Origin of the sequence: Chryseobacterium oleae (genome assembly GCF_900115055.1) — a bacterium.
GTDB lineage: Bacteria > Bacteroidota > Bacteroidia > Flavobacteriales > Weeksellaceae > Chryseobacterium > Chryseobacterium oleae.
This window is the reverse complement of the sequence record NZ_FOVD01000001.1, coordinates 1,430,861-1,452,133: the sequence shown is the minus strand read 5'-3', so window position 1 is coordinate 1,452,133 and position 21,273 is coordinate 1,430,861. Positions and strand designations below refer to the sequence as shown.

Here is a 21,273-nt window from a genome sequence, read left to right as displayed (position 1 = left end):
GGTTATTATTTAGTATCCGGCATGTAGATTCCGCCCTGAGTCATGATGATATCTCCCGGTTTAAGCCCGGAATTAATCCTTACTGTTTTCTCAGAAGTGTTTCCGGGAACTACGATACGTTTTGTAAATTCCTGCTTGCCGGATTGTATCCAGACATACTGACGGTCTCCCTGCTGCATCAGAGCACCGGAAGGAATCACCACTGCTTTTTCTGTTCCTGCAGAGTAGGTAACGGCTGCGTACATTCCGGGTTTTAATTTTTTTTGCGGATTATCACATTGAATCAGTACCTTAATACTGCGGGTATCTTCATCTACCAGTTCACTGATATGATACACTTTTCCGGTGATCTCCATATCCGGATAAGTATTGACTTTCACTGATACAGGATCTCCCGGACTGATAAAACGGATGTCTTTCTCTTTCACAGCACCACTAATCCATACTTTTGAAAGTTCAGCGATAATCACCACCGGTTCCGAGTCTTCCTTTAAATACTGTCCGGTGACGATTTTGTTGGAAATAATTTCTCCGCTGATCGGGGCCTTTATGATATAGGTTCCTCCCGAACTCTTGCTGTTATAGGCATTCAATGTTGATGAAGCATTGGATAGGGATGTCTTTTTATTTTTATATTCGGTTTCTGCCTCTTCCAGCTCTTTTTGAATGCCCACGCCATGTTTCACGAGATCCTGCTGACGTTTGTAATTTTTTTCTGCCAGTCTCACATCATTCAAGGCATCGGAATAATCTTTCTGAACAGAAGAATATCCGGGAGCAAGGATTTCAAAAACCGGACTTCCTGCATTGACGTGCTGTCCGATACTGACAAAGGATCTGATGACCCTTCCCGAAAACGGACTCGCTATTTCCGCATAATTATTAGGAATGGTTTCTATGGTTCCGGCTGAGGTAATGCTGTTGCCGGACTCTTGCTCAGTCACCGTTTCTGTAGTAATTTTTTTTAAGACAGGATCGTTGTTCATGATGGTAACCCGGTTTCCCTGGATGTGGAACGCTTCTTTTTGTTGAGGTTCTTCTTTTTTACCACTACAGGAAATGATAAAAGCAAGAACAGGAGAGAAGATCAGTATTTTCATAGAGGATATGTTTAGTGGTCGTTGTTCATTGTTTAAATGGATCATTTTACATTGATTTTTTAGGTTTATAAATCGCTTTCGGTTCCGATGATTTCCCAGCTTACCCTTGTGATTTTATCTTCTAAGGTGAGTCTGCTCACTGCCTTTTCTATAATGTTATCCTGTGGCGAAGCGGAATACACTTCGGCGGAAATAATAATGTTTTCAGGCGTATCTGTATCGTCGCTGGTAAGGGATTTAAGCAAGATCTGATCGGTGGAATTGAATGACTGCATCAGTAAAACTCTTGCATGGTTTTCAATTTCCGTTCTGCATTTAATCGTGATAAGGTATTCGGAAGTGCTGGTGCGGATGGTTTTGGAACCTAATGTTTTTCCCAGCGGACGTAATATAGTATGGGTTAAAATAATAAGTCCGGCAGTCATTCCTGCTTCGGTAACAAATCCCAAAGCAGCCAGTGAGCCTACAGAGGCAGAACACCAGATGGTAGCAGCGGTATTCAGTCCGCGTACGGTAAGTCCGTCCTTCATGATGACGCCACCACCGAGAAAGCCAATGCCACTCACAATATAGGAAGCTATTCTTCCCGTAGCATCACCTCCGATTCTGAGCGATAGTAAAACAAATGCCGCCGATCCCAGACATACCAGAGTATTCGTTCTGAGGCCCGCACTTTTCTGATGCCACTGTCTTTCAAAACCGATGGAGGCACCCAAAATAAGAGCGGTCAGTAAGCGTGTACCAAATTCTAATGTATTCATAACTTTTTCTTTTTTGCAGGCCTTTTTTCAGGCACACGGAAAAAGTATGCTCAGAAAAGCCTTAAGGTTGATAATAACTGGCAGGATCTGTGTCCATAGTTTGAATTATTTTGCTGCAAAAGTAGAAATAACGGCTGTGGCAGGCCGTTAGAGATGTTTTAGAATGTTATTAGAATTCTATTAGAGAGGTTAGAGGTTAGATGTTAGAAATTAGAAATTAGAAATTAGAAGTTAGAGAGTATTAGGGTCGGAGAGTGGATGAAATTGGAATTTAGTTGCTAGTTGACAAGTTGCTGGTTCAAACTTCGGAACCCGAAACGTGTATCTTGAAATTTTATTAATGATTAAAATAAATCTAAATTTCTAACTTACAGCGATTCTGTCTGAAATCTGGTATCTGGCATCTGAAATCTGATGTCTGGTATCTGATGTCTCAAAAAACAATCTGGAAACCAGTCGTATTTTTCTCAGAAGAAACCTGAATCCGGGCATGATGAAGATCGATGATCTTTTGGGTAAGGTAGAGACCGATTCCGTATCCTTTTTTGTCGAAGGAATTTTCGGCTCTGTAGAACGGTTTGAAGATGTTCTTCTGATCTTTTTCAGAAATGGAGATTCCGTTATTGATGAATTGGATGGAGAGATGATCAGCGACTAATGCGACATCAATGCGACAGGTGTCATCTGAAGCGTATTTACAGGCGTTATCAATAAGATTGTTGAATGCTACCAGCAGAAGATAAGGATTTCCTCTGTGAATCAGTTTCTGCTCGTCTATCTCGGGATCAATAGTCAGGTGGATGGTATACTGTGGATTTTCTTTTCTGATCTTCGCATAAGAATCCATCAGGATTTCATCAATTCTGATCTCTGAAAAACTTATTTCTGCGGGATCATAGCTGGCTTTGGCAAGATCCATTAAGCTTCCGGAAAGTTTGCTCATGTTTTTTACATCTGTTAAGGCATTCAGAATGATTTTCTGATATTCTTCCTGGGTATAGTTTTTCTGTAAAGCCAGTTCCAGCTCGGCGGTCATAGCAGCAAGCGGAGTATTCAGTTCGTGGGAAATATTGGAAACAAAATGTTTTTGGGTACTGAAGGAATGATCCAGCCTTTCCAACATTTGATTGAAACTTTTTTCAAGCTCGTGAAACTCTCCCTTCTCTTCAGATTCATCCAGTCTCAGCTGCAGTTTTCCGGCATTGATCCTTTTGATCTGTTCCACCATTTTCACCGCCGGGCTGAGTGCTTTTTTCGAGAGAAAAAGACCCGCCAGATAAATAAGCACGAGAATAATAATGAATGAAATAATACTGATCGTCAGCAAATGATTAATCGAATTATAACCATACTGATCATAAGCCGCCGCAGTGATGGCATATTGTTTTCCCTTGTGAGAATAAACAATTCCCGCTACCTGAAAATCATCCAGAAAAAAGAAAAGCTGCTTACTTTTGAATATTTTGGAAAGCATTTCAGCATTTTCTTTCACATAATCCACTTTCGAATCATCATGATACACAAGATTGAAACCGGAATCATAAATAGCTACCTGCACTTCGCTTAAAGTCTGTGTATTATTTTTGTACAGCTGATGCATTTCCTTTTCACTCAAATCACCCTGGAAAAAAAGATTGGCTTTGGCTACAGCTTCACTTTTGAGTTCTGTATAAAACGAAGTTTCCCTGGCTTCCTTTGACGAATAGTAAATGGCAACCCCATAAAAGCTGATGAGCATTGCAGTCACTAATGTAAACAGTAAAGTAAGCCTGGTTCTAACTTTCATTCCGTAATTTTTAAGTACTGGAACTGTCTTCGTAGCCCTTTTTTAAAATAAATCCCATGCCCGCCCTGGTATGGATAAGCTTGGTTTCAAAGCTGCGGTCTATTTTTTTTCTGATATAATTAATGTAAACATCAATGAAATTCGTGCCTGTATCAAAATGAGTATCCCAAACATTTTCTGCAATCTCATGGCGGGAAAGCACCCTCTCAGGATTCTCAAGCAGAAATTTCATCAGATTGAATTCTTTGGGAGTCAGTTTGATCAGGTTTCCGGAACGGGTAACGGTTTTCAGCTTCAGATCCATCACAATATCTTCATATTGCAGTAAGGTTGAGGTTTCCGGACGATAAGTGGAATATCTTTTAAGCAAAACCTTAACTCTGGCCAAAAGCTCCCGCATTTCAAAAGGCTTCGTCAGATAATCATCTGCCCCTGAATCAAAACCTTCCAGTTTGTCATCCGTAGTTCCCAGCGCGGTTAGCATAATGACTGGGATTTCAGGTTTCAGAGCCTTGATTTCTTTGCAAAATTCCAGACCGTTTTTCACAGGAAGAATAATATCTGTAATGATGAGATCAAAGTTCAGCAACTCAGTAAGCTTTATGGCCGTTTCACCGTCAGCAGCGGTATTGACTTCCATATCATGTTCCATAAGTCCTCTCGCAATCAGCTGCGAAAGTCTTTTATCATCTTCAACGAGTAGGATATGGGGCATAGAAATCTGGTTTTATTGCTGTCCTGCAAAGGTAATTAAGTATTTTCACATACCTGTTATGAATACAATTTGTAAATTTGACCGCTCAATGATAATGTACTATGATTAAAGTTAATAAAGATCCGTTGAAGAAAGCGGTACAAATATTTACCTATGTTCTTTTCTTTGCTGTAACGCTTCTGCTTCAGTATTGTACACCACATCCCAAAGCCGGGCCTTTGAAAAATGGGGACCTGCTTTTTGTGACGGCGAAAGAAACCGGACTTTCAGGGGCGATCAATAATGTCACTCAAAAACAAAAAGAAGCATCCTTTGATCATATCGGAATTGCAGAAAAAGAAAATAATCATTGGTATGTGCTTCATGCCGCCCCAAAAGGAGGTTCCCAAAAACAGGATCTAGCTTCTTTTCTTAAAGATCAGTCCGATGATGGGCAAAGAGTCGTAATCTATCGTCTGAAATCTGAATATCAGAAATCTGTTCCAGCAGCGCTTAAAAACGCAGAAACCATGCTTGGGAAACCCTATAATTTCAATTATATTTTAGATGAAAATTCTTACTACTGCTCAGATTATATTGAGAGGGCGTTTCGTGAAAATAAGATCTTCAAGCTGGAGCCTATGACATTCATCGATCCAAAAACAGGAAAAATCAATGAATTCTGGACTGAATTTTACAAGAAGAAAAATTTAGATGTTCCGGAAGGAAAACCGGGATGTAATCCCAATGGATTGGCTGCCTCCGATAAACTGGAAAGAGTAGGAGAGTTGTAAATAAAATCTCATCAATACTATTGCCCTTAAAGATTTGAATGATCTTTGAGGGTATTTTTTTTATTCTCACAAAAAATTCTGTGTCATCAGTGCCCTCCGTGGGAAATATTTCAAACGCAAAGTTCTATTATAAGCATAAAGATTTTAAGGTGGCAAAGAGAGAATCAACTCTGTTGATTCGATGAAGCGGACTTGTTGATGTATGATGATTAAAAGAAAGTCGGTGTCATCAGTGTCCTCCGAGGGAAATATTTCAAACGCAAAGTTCTATTATAAGCATAAAGATTTTAAGGTGGCAAAGAGAGAATCAACTCTGTTGATTCGATGAAGCGGACTTCCTAATATATGATGATTAAAGGAAAATCTGCACAATCTGTTCAATCTGCGTGAGACCATTTTAGACACAAAGATTGATCAATATAAACTCTCCTAATTTCCCGGATTGAAAAATAATTATGTTAAAATTTAAAATTATTAGTCTACTAATTTGGTGGACTAATAATTTTTTATATTTTTGTCAAAGATTTAACGCAAGAAAGCAACCATGATCTAGAAAATGTTTAACCAAAAAATTGTTTAGTGATGATTACACCTAATCCTACGCTGCAGATAATCCCCAATACTACCATTGGACTGCCTAAAAAAGAACTGATACTGGAAATAGAATTGAATGGCAAAATGAAATTTGAGCATTTGATGAATACCATTTATAATCAGTTTGGGATATGCCACAGGGTGTTGTCTGCGAATGTAGAATATGTGAATGGAAACAGTTTTGGTTCGGTACAGTTATATATTAATGTTAATTCAGAGGATTACCAGAAGCTGGAGTTTTATCTGAATAAAAATAAACTTTTAAATACCATGGTAGAATATCACTGCCGTAAGTATTTTTAGGGGAGATTCATATAGTTTTAATTACAGAAAGTATCCGGTTTTCCGGGTACTTTTTTGTGGGAGATGATGGCTCTTGAATGTTTGGTTCAGATTGTTTCATAGAATCAGGTATAAATAAAAATCTGCACCATCTCTATGATCTGCGTGAATTTTTTTAATCATTATATCCTAGTATCCATGAAGTTGATTTCATCTTTGCTTCCTTTATAAATAGTATAATAATTTTTCTTTGCATCAAAATATATCATTTTTTTACGCAAAGTTTTATTGTAGAGCGTGTTTAGTTTTGAGGAAGGCAAAGAAGGTGACTACGTCACTGACGAAGCTATACGGATAAGGCAGTCGCTTAATCGAATCAATGAAGTTGATTCCATCTTTGCTTCCCTTTTTAAATAATAGAATAAATTTTCTTTGCGTTAGAAAAATAAACTTTATCAGTTCAATAAGCTTTGTACATGATCCATTTGATGATGTTAAAGCAAATAATGTTCTAAAAAAAATAATGAAATTCTCTTTATCCTTTTAACATCTTTAATGGTTTAAAATAAATTTCATTAAAATAAACCTGTTGTATTCTTAAACTTCCATTTCCGATTCAAAAAAACTGTACTTTTAAAGCATACAAAATAAAAAATTATGACCATAGTTATTATTATTGCTTTAATTGTTGTGTTTGCGCTTTACGCAGTATCCATCTACAACCGACTTGTCAAACTGAGAAATCTCGTTCAGGAAGCGTGGAGCAGCATAGATGTAATGCTTAAAAAGCGTCATGACCTTATTCCCAATCTTGTGGAAACGGTGAAAGGCTACGCGACTCATGAGCGTGAGACCCTTGACAGTGTCATCAGAGCAAGAACTCAGGCTGTAGGTGCAGATTCCGTTCAGTCTAAAGAAGCTGCAGAGAAAAACCTGAACCAGGCGATGATGAATTTATTTGCGGTAGCTGAACAATATCCTGATCTGAAAGCTAACACGAACTTTCAACAATTGCAGGGCGAACTTACTTCCATAGAAAATGATGTGGAGAAATCAAGAAGATATTACAACGGAACAGTCCGTGAAAACAATACGCTGGTAGAATCTTTCCCGAGCAATATCATCGCGAATATGTATAAATTTGAAAAATCACCATTCTTCGAGCTGGACAATATTGCAGAAAGAGAAGTTCCAACTGTAAAATTCTAAGAAATGAAAAAGTGGTTACTGCTTTTCTTTCTTCAGTTCTTTCTCATCGCCTTTGCACAAAATGAATTGGTGAGGGTAGATCAGCTGTCTGTTATCGGGCCGGAAAAAATTATTTCTTTCCACTCGGATATTGAAGTAGATAAAAATTCGGGAATTACCGTTACGGAAAACATTAAAGTATACAGTCTCGGAAATAGTATCAAAAGAGGGATTTTTCGGGCTCTTCCTTTATCCAGAAATCTGAACAATAAAACACAGAGGGTACAATACGACATTCTTTCCGTGAAAAAAAACGGCATTGATGAAAATTACCATGAAGAAACAGGAGACGGCTATTTGAAAATATATGCCGGAAACAAAGATATCATCCTGGATCCCGGAACTTACGACTACGAAATAAAATATAAAGCACAGAATCAGATTGGATTTTTCCCGAAGTATGATGAATTTTACTGGAATGTCAATGGAACGTATTGGGACTTTGATGTAGACTCTATTTCTGCAAAAGTGACGCTTCCGGAAGGCGCCGGGATCATCCAGAATTCTTGTTACACCGGAGAATATGGTAGCAACAGCCAGAACTGTACAGTCAAAGTATTATCTGATCAATCTATAGAGTGGAACGCGTCAGGGCTTAAAGCGAATGAAGGTCTTACTGTAGCGGTAGGTTTTAAAAAAGGAATTATGGTACCGCCGCCGCCACCGACTTTCTATGAAAAGTATGGAATTCTGATTGGGGCATGTATCATATTCTTTGGATTGATGCTCTATCTTTATTCAACATGGAGAAAATATGGGATAGATCCTGAGTCCCCGACGGTTTATCCACAGTTCAACGTTCCTGAAAATCTTTCGCCGGCTTCTTTGGGCTATATCAATTCTGAAAGTTTTAAAAATAAATATCTGACCGCTGCGGTTGTCAATCTTGCTGTAAAAAGGTACTTACAGATCATTGAAGGTGAAGATTCCGGTGTACTTGGATTTTTTAATACCAAAACATTTACGCTTAAAAGACTGAAACAGGCCGATGAATCGCTGTCTAAAGAAGAAATCAATCTGATGAACAGTCTCTTTTCACCTGATGAAGATTCCATTAAGTTTGATGGAAAATATGATTCGAAAATTGAAAAGGCTGTTAATAATTTCAAAGGAACTCTGAGTTTCCAGCATGACAACTTTTTAAATGAAGGAAATAATACAAAGAAACTGGTGCTTCCGTGGCTTGTTATCACTGTAATATATGCACTCGGATTATTCATAAGTTATAACCTGCTTCCTGAATTCGAAAGAGTTTTTGCCGGAATACTTTTATATATTATTCTTTTTGTTGCATTTGTTCTGATCACATCTTTATTAAAGAATGTTTCATGGAAAATTCTGATCCTGCTTCCCATATGTATTCTTCTGGGAGTCGCAGGAATTATTTCTTCAGTAGGTGGCGGAGAGGATTATATCAACTTCAATGTGTGCTATATTTTCTATGTCCTGGCATTTTTTATCATGGTGATGTATCAGTATCTGATCAAGCAGCCTTCAAAAGAAAAGCTCAGAAAGAAATCGCTGATAGACGGTTTCAAAATGTATATGGGAGCAGCAGAAAACGAACAGCTCAAATTCCACAATCCTCCTCAGATGACTCCACAGGTTTTCGAAACTTTGCTTCCTTTTGCCATGGTGATGGGAGTGGACCAGATCTGGGGACAGAAATTTGATGACTTATTGAAAAGAACTTCAACCGAATATAACAATTCCTGGTATTACGGAGGGGTAATGAATCATTATGCTTTCGGAAATACATTAAACTCAAGCCTTACGCAGTCCATACAGTCTGCATCTACCAAACCATCCAGTTCCAGCAGTGGATCCGGTGGCGGTGGATTCTCAGGTGGCGGCGGAGGCGGTGGTGGAGGCGGTGGCTGGTAGCCATTAATTCTGAAAAAACAAAAGCGTTCAAAAATTACTTTGAACGCTTTTTTTATGGGAATAAATGTATTCTTAAATTCTTTCAATATCAGCACCAATGGCTTTCAGTCTTCCGTCAATATTTTCGTAACCTCTGTCGATTTGCTCAATATTGTGAATGATGGATTTTCCTTCTGCAGAAAGGGCTGCGATAAGAAGTGCGTTTCCGGCTCTGATATCCGGAGAAACCATAGTTGTTCCTCTCAAAGGAGCTTCCTGGTTCAGTCCAATTACGGTAGCTCTGTGCGGATCACATAAAATGATTTGGGCACCCATGTCAATCAATTTATCCACAAAGAATAATCTGGATTCAAACATTTTCTGGTGAACCAAAAGACTTCCTTTTGCCTGAGTAGCTACCACTAAAATGATAGACAACAGATCCGGTGTGAATCCCGGCCATGGAGCATCTGAAATAGTAAGGATAGATCCGTCGATAAACTTTTGGATTTTATAATTTTCCTGAGCAGGAATGAAGATGTCATCATTACTCTGTTCAAGCTGAATTCCTAATTTTCTGAATGTATTCGGGATAACGCCAAGCTGGCTCCAGTTTACATTTTTGATGGTAATTTCAGATTTTGTCATGGCAGCAAGACCTATCCATGATCCGATTTCCACCATATCCGGAAGCATCGTGTGCTCCGTACCGCGAAGATGTTCTACCCCTTCAATGGTAACCAGATTGGAACCGATTCCTGAAATATTCGCGCCCATTCTGTTCAGCATTTTGCATAATTGCTGAAGGTAAGGTTCGCAGGCAGCATTGTAAATTCTTGTCTTTCCTTTGGCAAGGGCAGCAGCCATGACGATATTCGCTGTTCCCGTTACAGAAGCCTCTTCCAGAAGGATGAATTTCCCTCTCAGTTCTTTAGCTTTTAATGAATAGAAATATTCCTCTTCATCATAATTAAATTCAGCACCCAGTTCAACAAGTCCCTGGAAGTGCGTATCCAGTCTTCTTCTTCCGATCTTATCACCACCCGGAGTTGGCATATAAGCCTCACCATAACGGGCAAGCATCGGACCCATCAGCATAATGGAACCTCTCAATTTAGCACCGTCTTTTTTAAATTCGTCTGATTTTATATAATCGAAATTAACCTTATCAGCTTTGAATGTGAAATCGCCCTGACCATTCTTGGTTACTTTTACACCAAAGTCACCCAGAATTTCAATCAGTCTGTTTACGTCATGGATGTCCGGAATATTTTTGATTCTTACCTCCTCATCTGTTAACAGGACAGCGCATAAAATTTGTAAAGCTTCATTTTTAGCCCCTTGTGGAGTGATTTCCCCATGCAGCCTTTTTCCTCCTCTTATCTGAAATGTTCCACTCATTACTTTCTGTTTTTATGGTTGTTGTTATGCCTTCTCTTATTAGTCTGGTCTTTGTTGTTACTCGTGTTGCTGTTGTTTCGTGCGTTATTGTTTCTGCCGTTGTTGCTGTTGTTATTTCGGCTATTGTTGTTGCTGGTGTAGTAGATCTTGCTCTTTTCAAGAGATTCTATTCCGGTAAGGTCCAGCCTGTTTTCAGACAGCTCTTTCAGGTGACGGAAAATCACGTCGTCCGTTACATGTTCCTTATTATAAACATTGTACGACTTCTTCATATTGTTCGCGATCACTTCGATCAGGGCTTCTTTTTCGTCGCCTGGTTCCAGTTCGATAGCTTTATCGATCAGTTGAAGGATACTTTTTCCGTAAAATTTAAAATCACCCTGAAGTTTAGGGTATTCCATTCTTTTAGGCTTTTCTGCCAGCTGTTCTCTGGTAGGGAAAGGATATGGGGAGTCTACGTCAAGATCATATTCTGCTAAAATGAAAAGATGATCCCAAAGTTTATGTTTATAATTTTCTTCGTCACGGAGTTGAGGGTTTCTCTGACCCATAAAATCGATAATGGCCATAGCCATTTCACTCCTTTCCTCTTTGGTAGGGAGCTCTTTGCAGCGTTCAACCAGCTGCTGTATGATTCTGCCATATTCCGGCATATGAAGCTGAGTTCTTTGGGTGTTATATTCCATAATATGCAAATATATGGATTAAAAGAAAAATTGTTTTGAAAATATTAAAAGTTTATGATTTTTTAATGAAAATTTTATGCAGTCTTTTGCAGAGATCTTTCGGTGAAAATGAAAATATTTCACGTTTTATAGAATTTGTTTTAAGAAAATTGTAATTTAGTTAATAGGTTAATAATTAAAATACTAGAATGAAAAAAACACATTTTCTCGTTTCGATGCTGGTTTTAACAATTTTTAATGCTTGCCAGAACAATGATGAAAACGACAATGACAACCCTAGAAAATCAGAGTCTCATACGAAGACCGTAAACGTTACTACGCATGACGGCCGTCCCTTCAGTACCGGAAGCGGATCTGTAGCCGGAAAATTTGTATCCGGTCCCGGAGGTGGAGTGCTGATGCAGGGCTTTTACTGGGATGTTCCCGAAGGTGGTACCTGGTGGAATGTCGTAAAAGACAAGCTGACGGCCTGGTCAGATTCAGGAATTGGAGCAGTATGGCTTCCTCCCGCATCAAAAGCTCAGAATGGCGCCTATTCAATGGGATATGATCCTACCGATTATTATGATTTCGGGAATTTCAATCAGAATGGAAGCACAGAAACACGGTTTGGATCCCGGACAGAGCTGGAAGCTCTAATTACAAAAGCTCATGCCGAAAATATGCAGGTTTATGCAGATATTGTCATCAATCACAACAGTGGTGGGCAGTCTCAGGCGAATCCTTTCACCGGAACCAATACATGGACTGATTTTTCAGCAATCGCTTCAGGGAAATTTCCGAGAAGTTATAATGACTTTTACAAAAATTCTTACGGAAATAATGATGAAGGAGCATTCGGAGGTTTTCCGGACCTTTGTCATGCGAATCCCTACGTGCAGGACTGGCTTTGGGGAAGAGATGATTCTGTGGGAAAATACTATAAAAATGTCATGAAATTTGACGGTTGGAGATTTGATTACGTGAAAGGTTTCGGACCTTGGGTAGTCAATTCCTGGAATAGCAATGTAGGCGGGTTTTCTGTGGGAGAATTGTGGGATTCCAATGTGAATACCCTGGAATGGTGGGCCAATAATGCCAACAGTTCCGTTTTCGATTTTGCAGCTTACTATAAAATGGATGAAGCTTTTGACAACGGAAATTTAAATGTCCTGAATGATGACATGATGTGGAAAAGAAATCCTTACAAAGCCGTGACTTTCGTAGCCAACCATGATACCGATATCATTAAAAATAAAATGCCGGCCTATGCCTACATTCTTACTCATGAAGGGTATCCTACCATTTTTTACCGCGATTATGAAGAATGGCTGAACAAAGAAAGACTGAACAACCTGATCTGGATCCACAACAACAAAGCCACCGGAACCACGTCAATCCTCTACACGGATAATGACGAATACATCGCAAGACGTAACGGTTACAACGGAAACCCCGGACTTGTAGTCTATATCAATAATTCGACAAGCTGGCAGGAAAGATGGGTAGAAACCAACTGGAGCAGTCAGCAAATGAAAGACTTCACAGGTCATTCAAGCTGGTATCCAACGACGCAGGGCGACAAGTGGGTGAAAATCCAGTGTCCACCGAACAGTTATTCAATATGGTCACTAAACCAATAAAATTTTGACGATGTAAACAAAAAGCAAGGGTAATTTATCCTTGCTTTTTTATCTATGATGGAAATATTCAATAGGAACGGGCTTTAGCCCGTTTGTCGTTTTAAGAAAAATCAATTGGCTTTAGCCAAAATCATAATACAATCTATCCGCAATCATCTGTGAAAATCCGTGAAATCCGTGGTTAAAGTTAAAAACCTCAAACCTCAATAAACTTCTTCTTTTGCTCCCGATCAGGTAGAAAACACTTCTGATTCGCGAGCTTCATCCTGTTCCTCGAAACAAGATCATACACCTGATCACTTAAAAACGCAGGGAGGAGTTTTCCAACAGCCGACAGCTTATAAACCCCACCCAAAACATTCGCGATCTGTAACACCGCGCGTGATTTCGTATAGTAATACTGTCCGGGTTTCCAGAGATACAGCGTGTTGAATACTTTTGATTCCAGGCCTCTTTCAGTCAGAAATTTCTGCCCGAAATCAGACTGTAGGGATGCAAACATAAACCGGTCATGCTTGTCCCGTTCGAGAACCCATTGTACCCAAAAATTACAGACGCCACATTCGCCGTCAAAAAAAACAATATGTTGACCTTCCCAGTTCTCCTGCATAATGTTGATATTTAGAATGCCATTTTTATTTCGGTATCTTCTTTTACTTTTTTGAAATATTTCACAAGTTCTTTACGCTGTTCAGGGGTCAGTTTAGCATCCTGATGTCCTACATAGTAAGATTCCAGTGGCATTTCCTCTTTCCCTACCATCTCTATACATTCTTCCAGCTTATGAGCCTGTTGTTTGGGTTCATACACTGCAAAGGTAGAGAAATTAAGATGCTTTCTGCCTTCATTTATATGATTTTTAACGAACCATGAGGCCGGTGAAATACTTGCATACCACGGATATTGGGTTTCGTTGGAATGGCAGTCGTAACAGGACGTACTGATGATCTTTGCAATAGGTTCGGGCGTATTTTTAATCTTCAGGAAATCCATTCCCGGAGTAGGCGGTGGATTGGTTTTATCAATGGGGAAAAACTGAATGATGATAAATGCCACGAGAAGGATAACCACTATTTTTTTCATATCAAATTCTTGTTTATATTATAAAAATAATGAAATTTTAGCTAAGATTCCATCTTTATATTCTTCTATCCGATGAGTTTTGCAGTTTCTATAAACAATGCGGTATTGCGATAACTTACGAATAATAGTAATTAATGTACATATCATAATTAGTTAAATCCCAGGTTCCTTCTAACATTTTTATAAGGGCATTTATTATTTTGTTGAGATCTTCTGTGGGAAAAGGTTTGTTGTAGAACATCTTAAAATCTCCATCTTTAGTAGGAATAGATTGCAGCTCTTCCATTGTAATGTAGCTTCCCCTATTTTGAATACTATTTTTTACATTATGAAGAATTTGAATCATGGTCTGTTCTTCCGAAGCGTCTGCTATATAGGAATCCCAAAGGAAAGCAAACCAACCTCCCATCTCACCATTGATTACCATCCTATGATATTCCTGAAGCTGTTCTTTCTTTGTAAAGATATAGTCAGCTTTTTTTAATTCTTCATTAATATAATGGAATGCCAGCTGCATAAATGTATCAGATGTTAAGAATCCTTTATCCTTATAATCCATGTTTTCTGTTGCCATAATGTAGTTGTTGAAATCAATTAATGGGATCAATTGGTGCGTGATCATTGAGCAGCTATTACATTCTCAAATTCTTCTGAAAAATTCACTGTTTTGTACAGTTTTAGATCATATATTTCTACTTTCGAAAATGTTTAACGATCAAATTTAGTGATTGTTAATGATAATAGATATGCACTGGGATGAGTTTTATTTGAATCATTCTAAATAGGGCTGTTTGGTCTTGCTTTTTATACAGATGTTCTTGAATTTTGATTAACTTAATTGCATTATTATGTCTTTTGTTATCATGTGGTCAGAGAATTTGTAAAATTGAATTTGTTATAGTTTTTAACTATTGATTAAATTAAAATTAATAGATTGTATTTATAAAGTAAGCTTTGTAGATTTGTCAGGTCTTTAAGAATAAACTGTATTAATCAACATAAAAAATATTAAACGACAATGGAAAATGATTTAAATGACATCAGTAAATGCCCGTTTCACAACGGAACAATGAAAAAAGAAGCCGTAGCCGGTGGAGGAACCAAAAATCTTGACTGGTGGCCCGAACAGCTGAGAGTAGATATTCTGCGCCAGCACTCATCACTTTCAGATCCTATGGACAAAGACTTTGATTATGCTGAGGCATTTAAAAGCCTTGATCTTGAAGCCGTAAAAAGAGATCTTCATGCTTTAATGACAGATTCTCAGGACTGGTGGCCTGCCGATTTTGGACATTATGGTCCTCTGTTTATCCGTATGGCCTGGCACAGTGCCGGAACTTATCGTGTAGGAGATGGTAGAGGAGGAGCTGGTGCGGGACAGCAGCGTTTTGCCCCTTTGAACAGCTGGCCGGATAATGTAAGTTTAGACAAAGCCAGAAGACTATTATGGCCTATTAAACAAAAATATGGAAAGAAAATTTCATGGGCAGACCTTTTGATCCTTACCGGAAATATCGCTCTTGAATCAATGGGCTTTAAAACATTCGGTTTTGCAGGTGGACGTGAAGATGTTTGGGAACCGGATATGGATATTTACTGGGGTTCAGAGAAAACCTGGCTGGGTGGTGATTTACGTTATGCACACGGATCAGAAGGAGTCGCTGAGCAACATGGCGTGCTTCCTACCGATGATGATGCGGACGGAGATATTCACTCCAGAAACCTTGAAAAACCGCTTGCTGCCGTACAGATGGGACTTATTTATGTAAATCCTGAAGGACCGGACGGAAATCCGGATCCAATCGCAGCAGCTAAAGATATCAGAGATACTTTCGGACGTATGGCGATGAATGATGAAGAAACGGTGGCCTTGATTGCTGGTGGACATACATTCGGAAAAACACATGGTGCCGGGCCTGCGGATAATGTAGGAAAAGAACCGGAAGCTGCAGGAATTGAACTTCAGGGACTGGGATGGAGTAGTAATTATAAGTCAGGAAAAGGAACAGATGCTATTTCCAGTGGTCTGGAAGTAACCTGGACTGAAACCCCAACCGAGTGGAGCAATTATTTCTTTAAAAACTTATTTGAGAACGAGTGGGAACTTACAAAAAGCCCTGCCGGAGCTCATCAATGGGTTGCTAAAAATGGTGCAGAGATTATTCCTGACGCATTTGACCCCAATAAAAAACACAGACCTACCATGCTTACCACGGATCTCTCGCTAAGACTGGATCCTGAGTATGAAAAAATATCAAGACATTTCTACGAAAACCCGGATGCATTTGCCGATGCTTTCTCAAGAGCCTGGTTTAAACTTACCCACAGAGATATGGGCCCTAAAGCAAGATATTTAGGTCCGGACGTTCCACAGGAAGAACTGATCTGGCAGGATCCTATTCCTGAAGTGAATCATGAACTGGTAAATGATGCGGATATTGATGCACTAAAGAATAAAATACTAAATTCAGGACTGACTGTTTCTGAATTGGTATCCACAGCTTGGGCTTCTGCCTCTACATTCAGGGGAAGTGACAAACGTGGGGGTGCCAATGGGGCAAGAATAAGACTGGCTCCGCAAAAAGACTGGGCGGTCAACAATCCGTCTCAGCTTCAAAAAGTATTGAATGAATTAGAAGGAATTCAGAAAGAATTTAATGATTCTCAAGGTGGAGGAAAGAAAATTTCAATCGCCGATATAATTGTTTTGGGAGGAACTGCAGCCGTGGAAAAAGCAGCGAAAGATGCCGGACATGATATTAAAGTAGTTTTCACTCCGGGAAGAATGGACGCTTCACAGGAACAGACCGATGTAGAATCTATGAATTATATGGAACCGGCAGCTGATGGATTCCGTAATTACCAGAAGAGAAAATTCAGCGTGGCTACAGAATCTCTGTTGATTGATAAGGCACAGCTTTTAACCCTTACGTCTCCGGAACTTACTGTACTGATCGGTGGGATGCGTGCTTTAGATGCAAATTTTGACGGATCCAAAAATGGGGTATTCACCAGCCGTCCCGGGTTGCTTACCAATGATTTCTTTGTGAATCTTCTGGATATGGGTACGCAATGGAAATCAATTTCGGATGATAATGAATTGTACATGGGAACTGATCGCTCAACAGGACAACCGAAATGGACGGCTACCCGTGCAGATCTTGTTTTCGGTTCCAATTCTGAATTGAGAGCGATTGCAGAAGTGTACGGAAGCAGCGATGCCAAGGAAAAATTTGTAAAAGATTTTGCAGGTGCGTGGACTAAAATAATGAACTTAGACCGGTTTGATCTGAAGTAAAAAAATTAAGACATAATCAACATAGCAGTTCCCCCGGCCAGAATGGCCGGGGGAACTGTATTTTAGGTTGAGTTGTGTAATTGATTGTCTGTAAGTTTGTTGAGGTCTTTATTTCCATGTTTTCAGAATATAACATTTTGATTTTTTTTGAAACCTATTCCCAAATGATGGAGCTCGGAACCATTGATTAAATCTGGAGCCTGATAATGAATTTTTATACATGAAAATGCGATGCGTTTTTTGTAATAATTTGATTATCAATATTTTTTATTTTTTTGATTTTTTGTTAAAGAAAAATGTGAGGATGTACATAGAAATCAGATTATTTCGGCTTTATTTTTGAAATAAACATTGTAATTTTAATACACAATCTATAAATATGTTAATTAAGAAATATTTATTGTTGGATATTTTTACTGTATAACTAAGGATAATGTTGAAAAAATGAATGGATGAAAAATAAAATTATTAAAGTTTTAATAGCTTTGGTCTTTTCTGTGATTATTGTTTCGTGTGGCTCATCTGAAAAAGAGGAAGCTAACACTTATTTTCATAATATTAATGAAGAGGTTTCTAAATTGGTTAACCAGCCGGAAAAAATTAAAGCCCTGCAAACCAAAGAACAAAAAAAATATGAAAGTACAGGTGATCGTAAATATCAGATTAGCAGCCGATACATTGAGTTGTTTTTCAATTATGATAATGCTGAAACTAAGAATGATGAAAATGCCATCAAGCAGATTCCTGTTGTATATGAGCTACTGATTTTAAACAATAATGAATATGACTATATCACGATTGCATGTGATTTTAACCTGGCTCATCAGTTTGAGCACCAATCTCCTAAGCTTGCTATGCAATTCCTTAATGATGCCATTAAAATTGATGAAAAATCGGGTAAAAAATATTACCTACCTCATTTGTATCATTTGAAAGGGCGTTTTTTGTTTAATAGTAAAAATTATTCTCAGGCTCTGATTTACTTCAAAAAATCTCTTCTAAGCCTTGACAAAATAAGACACAATTTGATTTTTATTTCCTCTATGCATAATAATTTTGCATTGACTTATGAAAAAATGGGAAATATTGATCTTGCTATACAAGAAGCTAAAGAAGCTGTAAGAATTTTAGAAACCGAAAGAAATCTGAAACCTGAGGAAACTGCTTTTTTAGTAAGTGTAAAAGGAAATATGGGATTCTATTATTACAAGAAAAAAGATTTTTACGAAGCAGAAAAACTTCTTCTTCAGGAATTTGAATTTTATAAAAAAGATAAGAAAAGTAATCATCAATCTATTACTAATCTTACAGAATTGTTTGATCTGTACAATGAAACTGATCAGAATAATAAAATGAAGGAAATTGCAGATTACAGTGAATCTATTGAGTCTGAAACGGCGAGTATATCGGATAAAATTCTGATTAATGAAATGATTCAGTCTTATTATTTAAAGATGAATGACACAGAAATGGTAAAAACTTTATGCCGGAAATTAATTACGTTGCATAATAAGCATGAAGAAGAATCTAATAAGAAGCTTACCTATATTTCTGATGTGCTTAACAACTTTACGATCAAAAGTATCAACCAAAAACACCAATACACAATAGAAACACAAAAATTTAAAAATAAACTGATGCTTACAGCGATATGTCTTGTGTTTATTATTTTTGGAGTTACCATATATATTATCCGAAATATTAATAAAAGAGAAAAGGAGCTTGCATCGAAAGAGAAAATTATTCTGATGAAAAACAAAACGATTCTTGAACAGGATCTTAAACGTCAGGAAGAAAAGATTACCAACCTGCATCTGAATCTCAATCTGAAAATAGAAACTGAAAAAACGTTCCTTGAGAATATAAAAAAGATGAAAAAGTTAAAGAATGTTGATGCTGAACAGGTAATCACCGATCTTTTCCTTAAAATTAATAATCTGATCCAGATTGATAAAAAAAACCATGATCTCATCAATGAAAGTTCTCTTGAAAATAAACAGTTTATTCAGAATCTTTCCGAAAGATTTCCTTCATTGACGAATAACGAACTGAAATTCTGTGTGTATTATAAACTGGATTTCTCGTCTAAAGAAATTTCACTACTCGAAAATATTACCGAAGGAAGCGCAAGGGTTTATAAAACTAAAATAAAAACTAAAATGAATATTGGGAAAGAATCCATATTAAATACCTACTTAAAAAGTATATAAATTGTTTGTTTTGAGCGTATATAGAATGCTTTAGGGATGAAAAATAAAATTATTAAAGTTTTAATTGTTTTGGCGTTTTCCATGATTATGGTTTCATGTGGCTCATCTCAAAAAGATGAAGCCAATATTTATTTTGGCAATCTTAATACGTTAATTAGCAAAATTGGTAGCCAACCAGAGAAAATTAAAGCCTTGCAAGCCAGAGAACAGAAAAAGTATGAAAGTACTGGAGATCGTAAATATCAGATTAGCAGCAAATATATTGAATTCCTTTACATTACTAATGATTCCAGGCTCAAGAAAGATGAAAATATTGTAAATGATATTCCCGTAATGTATGAACTGCTGATGTTAAACAACAACGAGTATGATTATATTACGATTGTTTGTGATTTTAGTCTGGCTCATAAGTTTGAACACCAATCTCCTAAGCTTGCTATGCAATTTCTTGATGATGCGATTAAGCTTGAAGAGTCTGGTGAAAAATATTTTCTGCCTCATTTGTATCATGTTAAAGGGAGGTTTTTGTTTAATGATAAAAATTACACCCAAGCTCTGATTTACTTCAATAAATCTCTAAAAAGTTTTAGTAAATCCAGGGATAACCTAATTTATATTGCTTCTATGCACAATAATTTTGCATTGACTTATGAAAAAATGGGACGTATTGATCTGGCTATACAAGAAGCTAAAGAAGCTGTGAGAATTTTAGAAAGTGAAAATAATCTGAACCCGGATGAATTAGCATTTTTAATAAGTGTAAAAGGAAATATGGGATTCTATTATTACAAGAAAAAAAACTTTTCCGAAGCAGAAAAACTTCTTCTTCAGGAATTTGAGTTTCACAGAAAAGGTAATCAAAGCAACCATGCATCTATAGTCAATCTTATAAAATTATCTGACCTATATAATGAAACCAATCAGAATGATAAAATGAAGGAGATTGTAGATTACGGTAAATCTATTGAGTCTGAAACGGCGAATATATCGGATAAAATTTTAATTAATGAAATGATTCAGTCTTATTATTTAAAGATGAATGACACAGAAATGGTAAAAACTTTATGCAGAAAATTAATTACGTTGCATAATAAGCATGAAGAAGAATCTAATAAGAAACTTACCTATATTTCAGATGTCCTTAACAACTTTATGATCAAGAGTATCAATCAAAAACATCAATACACGATAGAAGCACAAAAATTTAAAAATACACTGATGCTTACGGGGATATGTATTGTTTTTATTATTTTCGGCGTTACCATATACATTATCCGAAATATCAGTAAAAAAGAAAAAGAGCTTGCATCGAAAGAGAAAATTATTCTGATGAAGAACAAAAAGATTCTTGAACAGGATCTTAAACGTCAGGAGGAAAAGATTACCAACCTGCACCTGAATCTCAATCTGAAAATAGAAACTGAAAAAACGTTCCTGGAGAATATAAAAAAGATGAAAAAGTTAAAGAATGTTGATGCTGAACAGGTAATCACCGATCTTTTTCTTAAAATTAATAATCTGATTCAGATTGATAAAAAAAACCATGATTTGATCAATGAAAGTTCTCTTGAAAATAAACAGTTTATTCAGAAGCTTTCCGAAAGGTTTCCTTCATTGACGAATAACGAACTGAAATTCTGTGTGTATTACAAATTAGACTTTTCTTCTAAAGAAATTTCATTACTTGAAAATATTACCGAAGGAAGCGCAAGGGTTTATAAAACTAAAATAAAAACTAAAATGAATATCGGGAAAGAATCCATATTAAATACCTACTTAAAAAGTATATAAATTGTTTTGTTTTGAGCGTAGTTCGGATACTTCTGCGATTTTTTTTACTTTTTGAACGTT

17 protein-coding genes are annotated in these 21,273 nt (G+C 37.3%); 8 read left to right on the top strand and 9 right to left on the bottom strand.

Annotated elements, in window-relative coordinates:
* Positions 1-5: 5 nt before the first annotated feature.
* From BM143_RS06590 to BM143_RS06575, 4 genes are all read right to left on the bottom strand, one after another.
* On the bottom strand, positions 6-1,100 hold the full coding sequence (locus tag BM143_RS06590; RefSeq protein WP_090023756.1) for an efflux RND transporter periplasmic adaptor subunit: 1,095 nt from the start codon (positions 1,098-1,100) through the stop codon (positions 6-8).
* Positions 1,101-1,165: 65 nt separating this feature from the next.
* Complete coding sequence (locus tag BM143_RS06585; protein ID WP_034731350.1) at positions 1,166-1,861, bottom strand: MgtC/SapB family protein; 696 nt, start codon at positions 1,859-1,861, stop codon at positions 1,166-1,168.
* 433 nt (positions 1,862-2,294) lie between these two features.
* Positions 2,295-3,647, bottom strand: coding sequence for a HAMP domain-containing sensor histidine kinase (locus BM143_RS06580; protein ID WP_090023755.1), 1,353 nt, complete (start codon positions 3,645-3,647; stop codon positions 2,295-2,297).
* 10 nt (positions 3,648-3,657) lie between these two features.
* Entirely contained in the window at positions 3,658-4,362 is a 705-nt protein-coding gene (locus tag BM143_RS06575; protein WP_090023754.1) for a response regulator transcription factor, read from the bottom strand.
* 101 nt (positions 4,363-4,463) lie between these two features.
* Here BM143_RS06575 and BM143_RS06570 point away from each other — a divergent pair, with 101 nt between their 5' ends.
* From BM143_RS06570 to BM143_RS06555, 4 genes are all read left to right on the top strand, one after another.
* Positions 4,464-5,135 (top strand): YiiX/YebB-like N1pC/P60 family cysteine hydrolase, encoded by a 672-nt coding sequence (locus BM143_RS06570; RefSeq protein WP_090023753.1) that lies wholly within the window; start codon positions 4,464-4,466, stop codon positions 5,133-5,135.
* Between the two features lie 582 nt (positions 5,136-5,717).
* Positions 5,718-6,032: an NIL domain-containing protein gene (locus tag BM143_RS06565; RefSeq protein ID WP_034731359.1), complete on the top strand. Its 315-nt coding sequence runs from the start codon at positions 5,718-5,720 to the stop codon at positions 6,030-6,032.
* A 636-nt stretch (positions 6,033-6,668) separates the two neighbouring features.
* A complete protein-coding gene (locus BM143_RS06560; protein WP_167375247.1) occupies positions 6,669-7,220 on the top strand; it encodes a LemA family protein in 552 nt (183 codons plus the stop codon).
* Positions 7,221-7,223: 3 nt separating this feature from the next.
* Complete coding sequence (locus tag BM143_RS06555; RefSeq protein WP_090023751.1) at positions 7,224-9,143, top strand: DUF2207 domain-containing protein; 1,920 nt, start codon at positions 7,224-7,226, stop codon at positions 9,141-9,143.
* 72 nt (positions 9,144-9,215) lie between these two features.
* Here BM143_RS06555 and murA read toward each other — a convergent pair whose 3' ends face one another.
* Together murA and BM143_RS06545 are read right to left on the bottom strand one after the other, a co-directional pair.
* Complete coding sequence (gene murA, locus BM143_RS06550) at positions 9,216-10,523, bottom strand: UDP-N-acetylglucosamine 1-carboxyvinyltransferase (RefSeq protein WP_090023750.1); 1,308 nt, start codon at positions 10,521-10,523, stop codon at positions 9,216-9,218.
* Positions 10,523-11,209 (bottom strand): DUF4290 domain-containing protein, encoded by a 687-nt coding sequence (locus BM143_RS06545; protein ID WP_047450333.1) that lies wholly within the window; start codon positions 11,207-11,209, stop codon positions 10,523-10,525. Before BM143_RS06545 ends, murA begins: the two co-directional genes overlap by 1 nt.
* Before the next feature lie 188 nt (positions 11,210-11,397).
* Here BM143_RS06545 and BM143_RS06540 point away from each other — a divergent pair, with 188 nt between their 5' ends.
* The gene (locus BM143_RS06540; protein ID WP_090023749.1) at positions 11,398-12,831 is read left to right on the top strand and encodes an alpha-amylase; all 1,434 of its coding nucleotides are present in this window, start codon (positions 11,398-11,400) and stop codon (positions 12,829-12,831) included.
* Between the two features lie 196 nt (positions 12,832-13,027).
* Here the strand turns inward: BM143_RS06540 and BM143_RS06535 are convergent, their stop codons facing one another.
* From BM143_RS06535 to BM143_RS06525, 3 genes are all read right to left on the bottom strand, one after another.
* Positions 13,028-13,441 (bottom strand): thiol-disulfide oxidoreductase DCC family protein, encoded by a 414-nt coding sequence (locus BM143_RS06535; RefSeq protein WP_090023748.1) that lies wholly within the window; start codon positions 13,439-13,441, stop codon positions 13,028-13,030.
* 11 nt (positions 13,442-13,452) lie between these two features.
* Complete coding sequence (locus BM143_RS06530) at positions 13,453-13,914, bottom strand: heme-binding domain-containing protein (RefSeq protein WP_090023747.1); 462 nt, start codon at positions 13,912-13,914, stop codon at positions 13,453-13,455.
* 115 nt (positions 13,915-14,029) lie between these two features.
* Entirely contained in the window at positions 14,030-14,488 is a 459-nt protein-coding gene (locus BM143_RS06525; protein WP_139222003.1) for a hypothetical protein, read from the bottom strand.
* Between the two features lie 444 nt (positions 14,489-14,932).
* On the opposite strand from BM143_RS06525, the gene katG reads away from it, so the two are divergent.
* The 3 genes from katG to BM143_RS06510 all read left to right on the top strand — a co-directional run bounded on the left by katG (position 14,933) and on the right by BM143_RS06510 (position 21,213).
* A complete protein-coding gene (gene katG, locus BM143_RS06520) occupies positions 14,933-17,212 on the top strand; it encodes a catalase/peroxidase HPI (protein ID WP_090023745.1) in 2,280 nt (759 codons plus the stop codon).
* 452 nt (positions 17,213-17,664) lie between these two features.
* Positions 17,665-19,422 (top strand): tetratricopeptide repeat protein, encoded by a 1,758-nt coding sequence (locus BM143_RS06515; protein WP_090023744.1) that lies wholly within the window; start codon positions 17,665-17,667, stop codon positions 19,420-19,422.
* Between the two features lie 36 nt (positions 19,423-19,458).
* Positions 19,459-21,213, top strand: coding sequence for a tetratricopeptide repeat protein (locus BM143_RS06510; RefSeq protein ID WP_090023743.1), 1,755 nt, complete (start codon positions 19,459-19,461; stop codon positions 21,211-21,213).
* Positions 21,214-21,273: the final 60 nt, after the last annotated feature.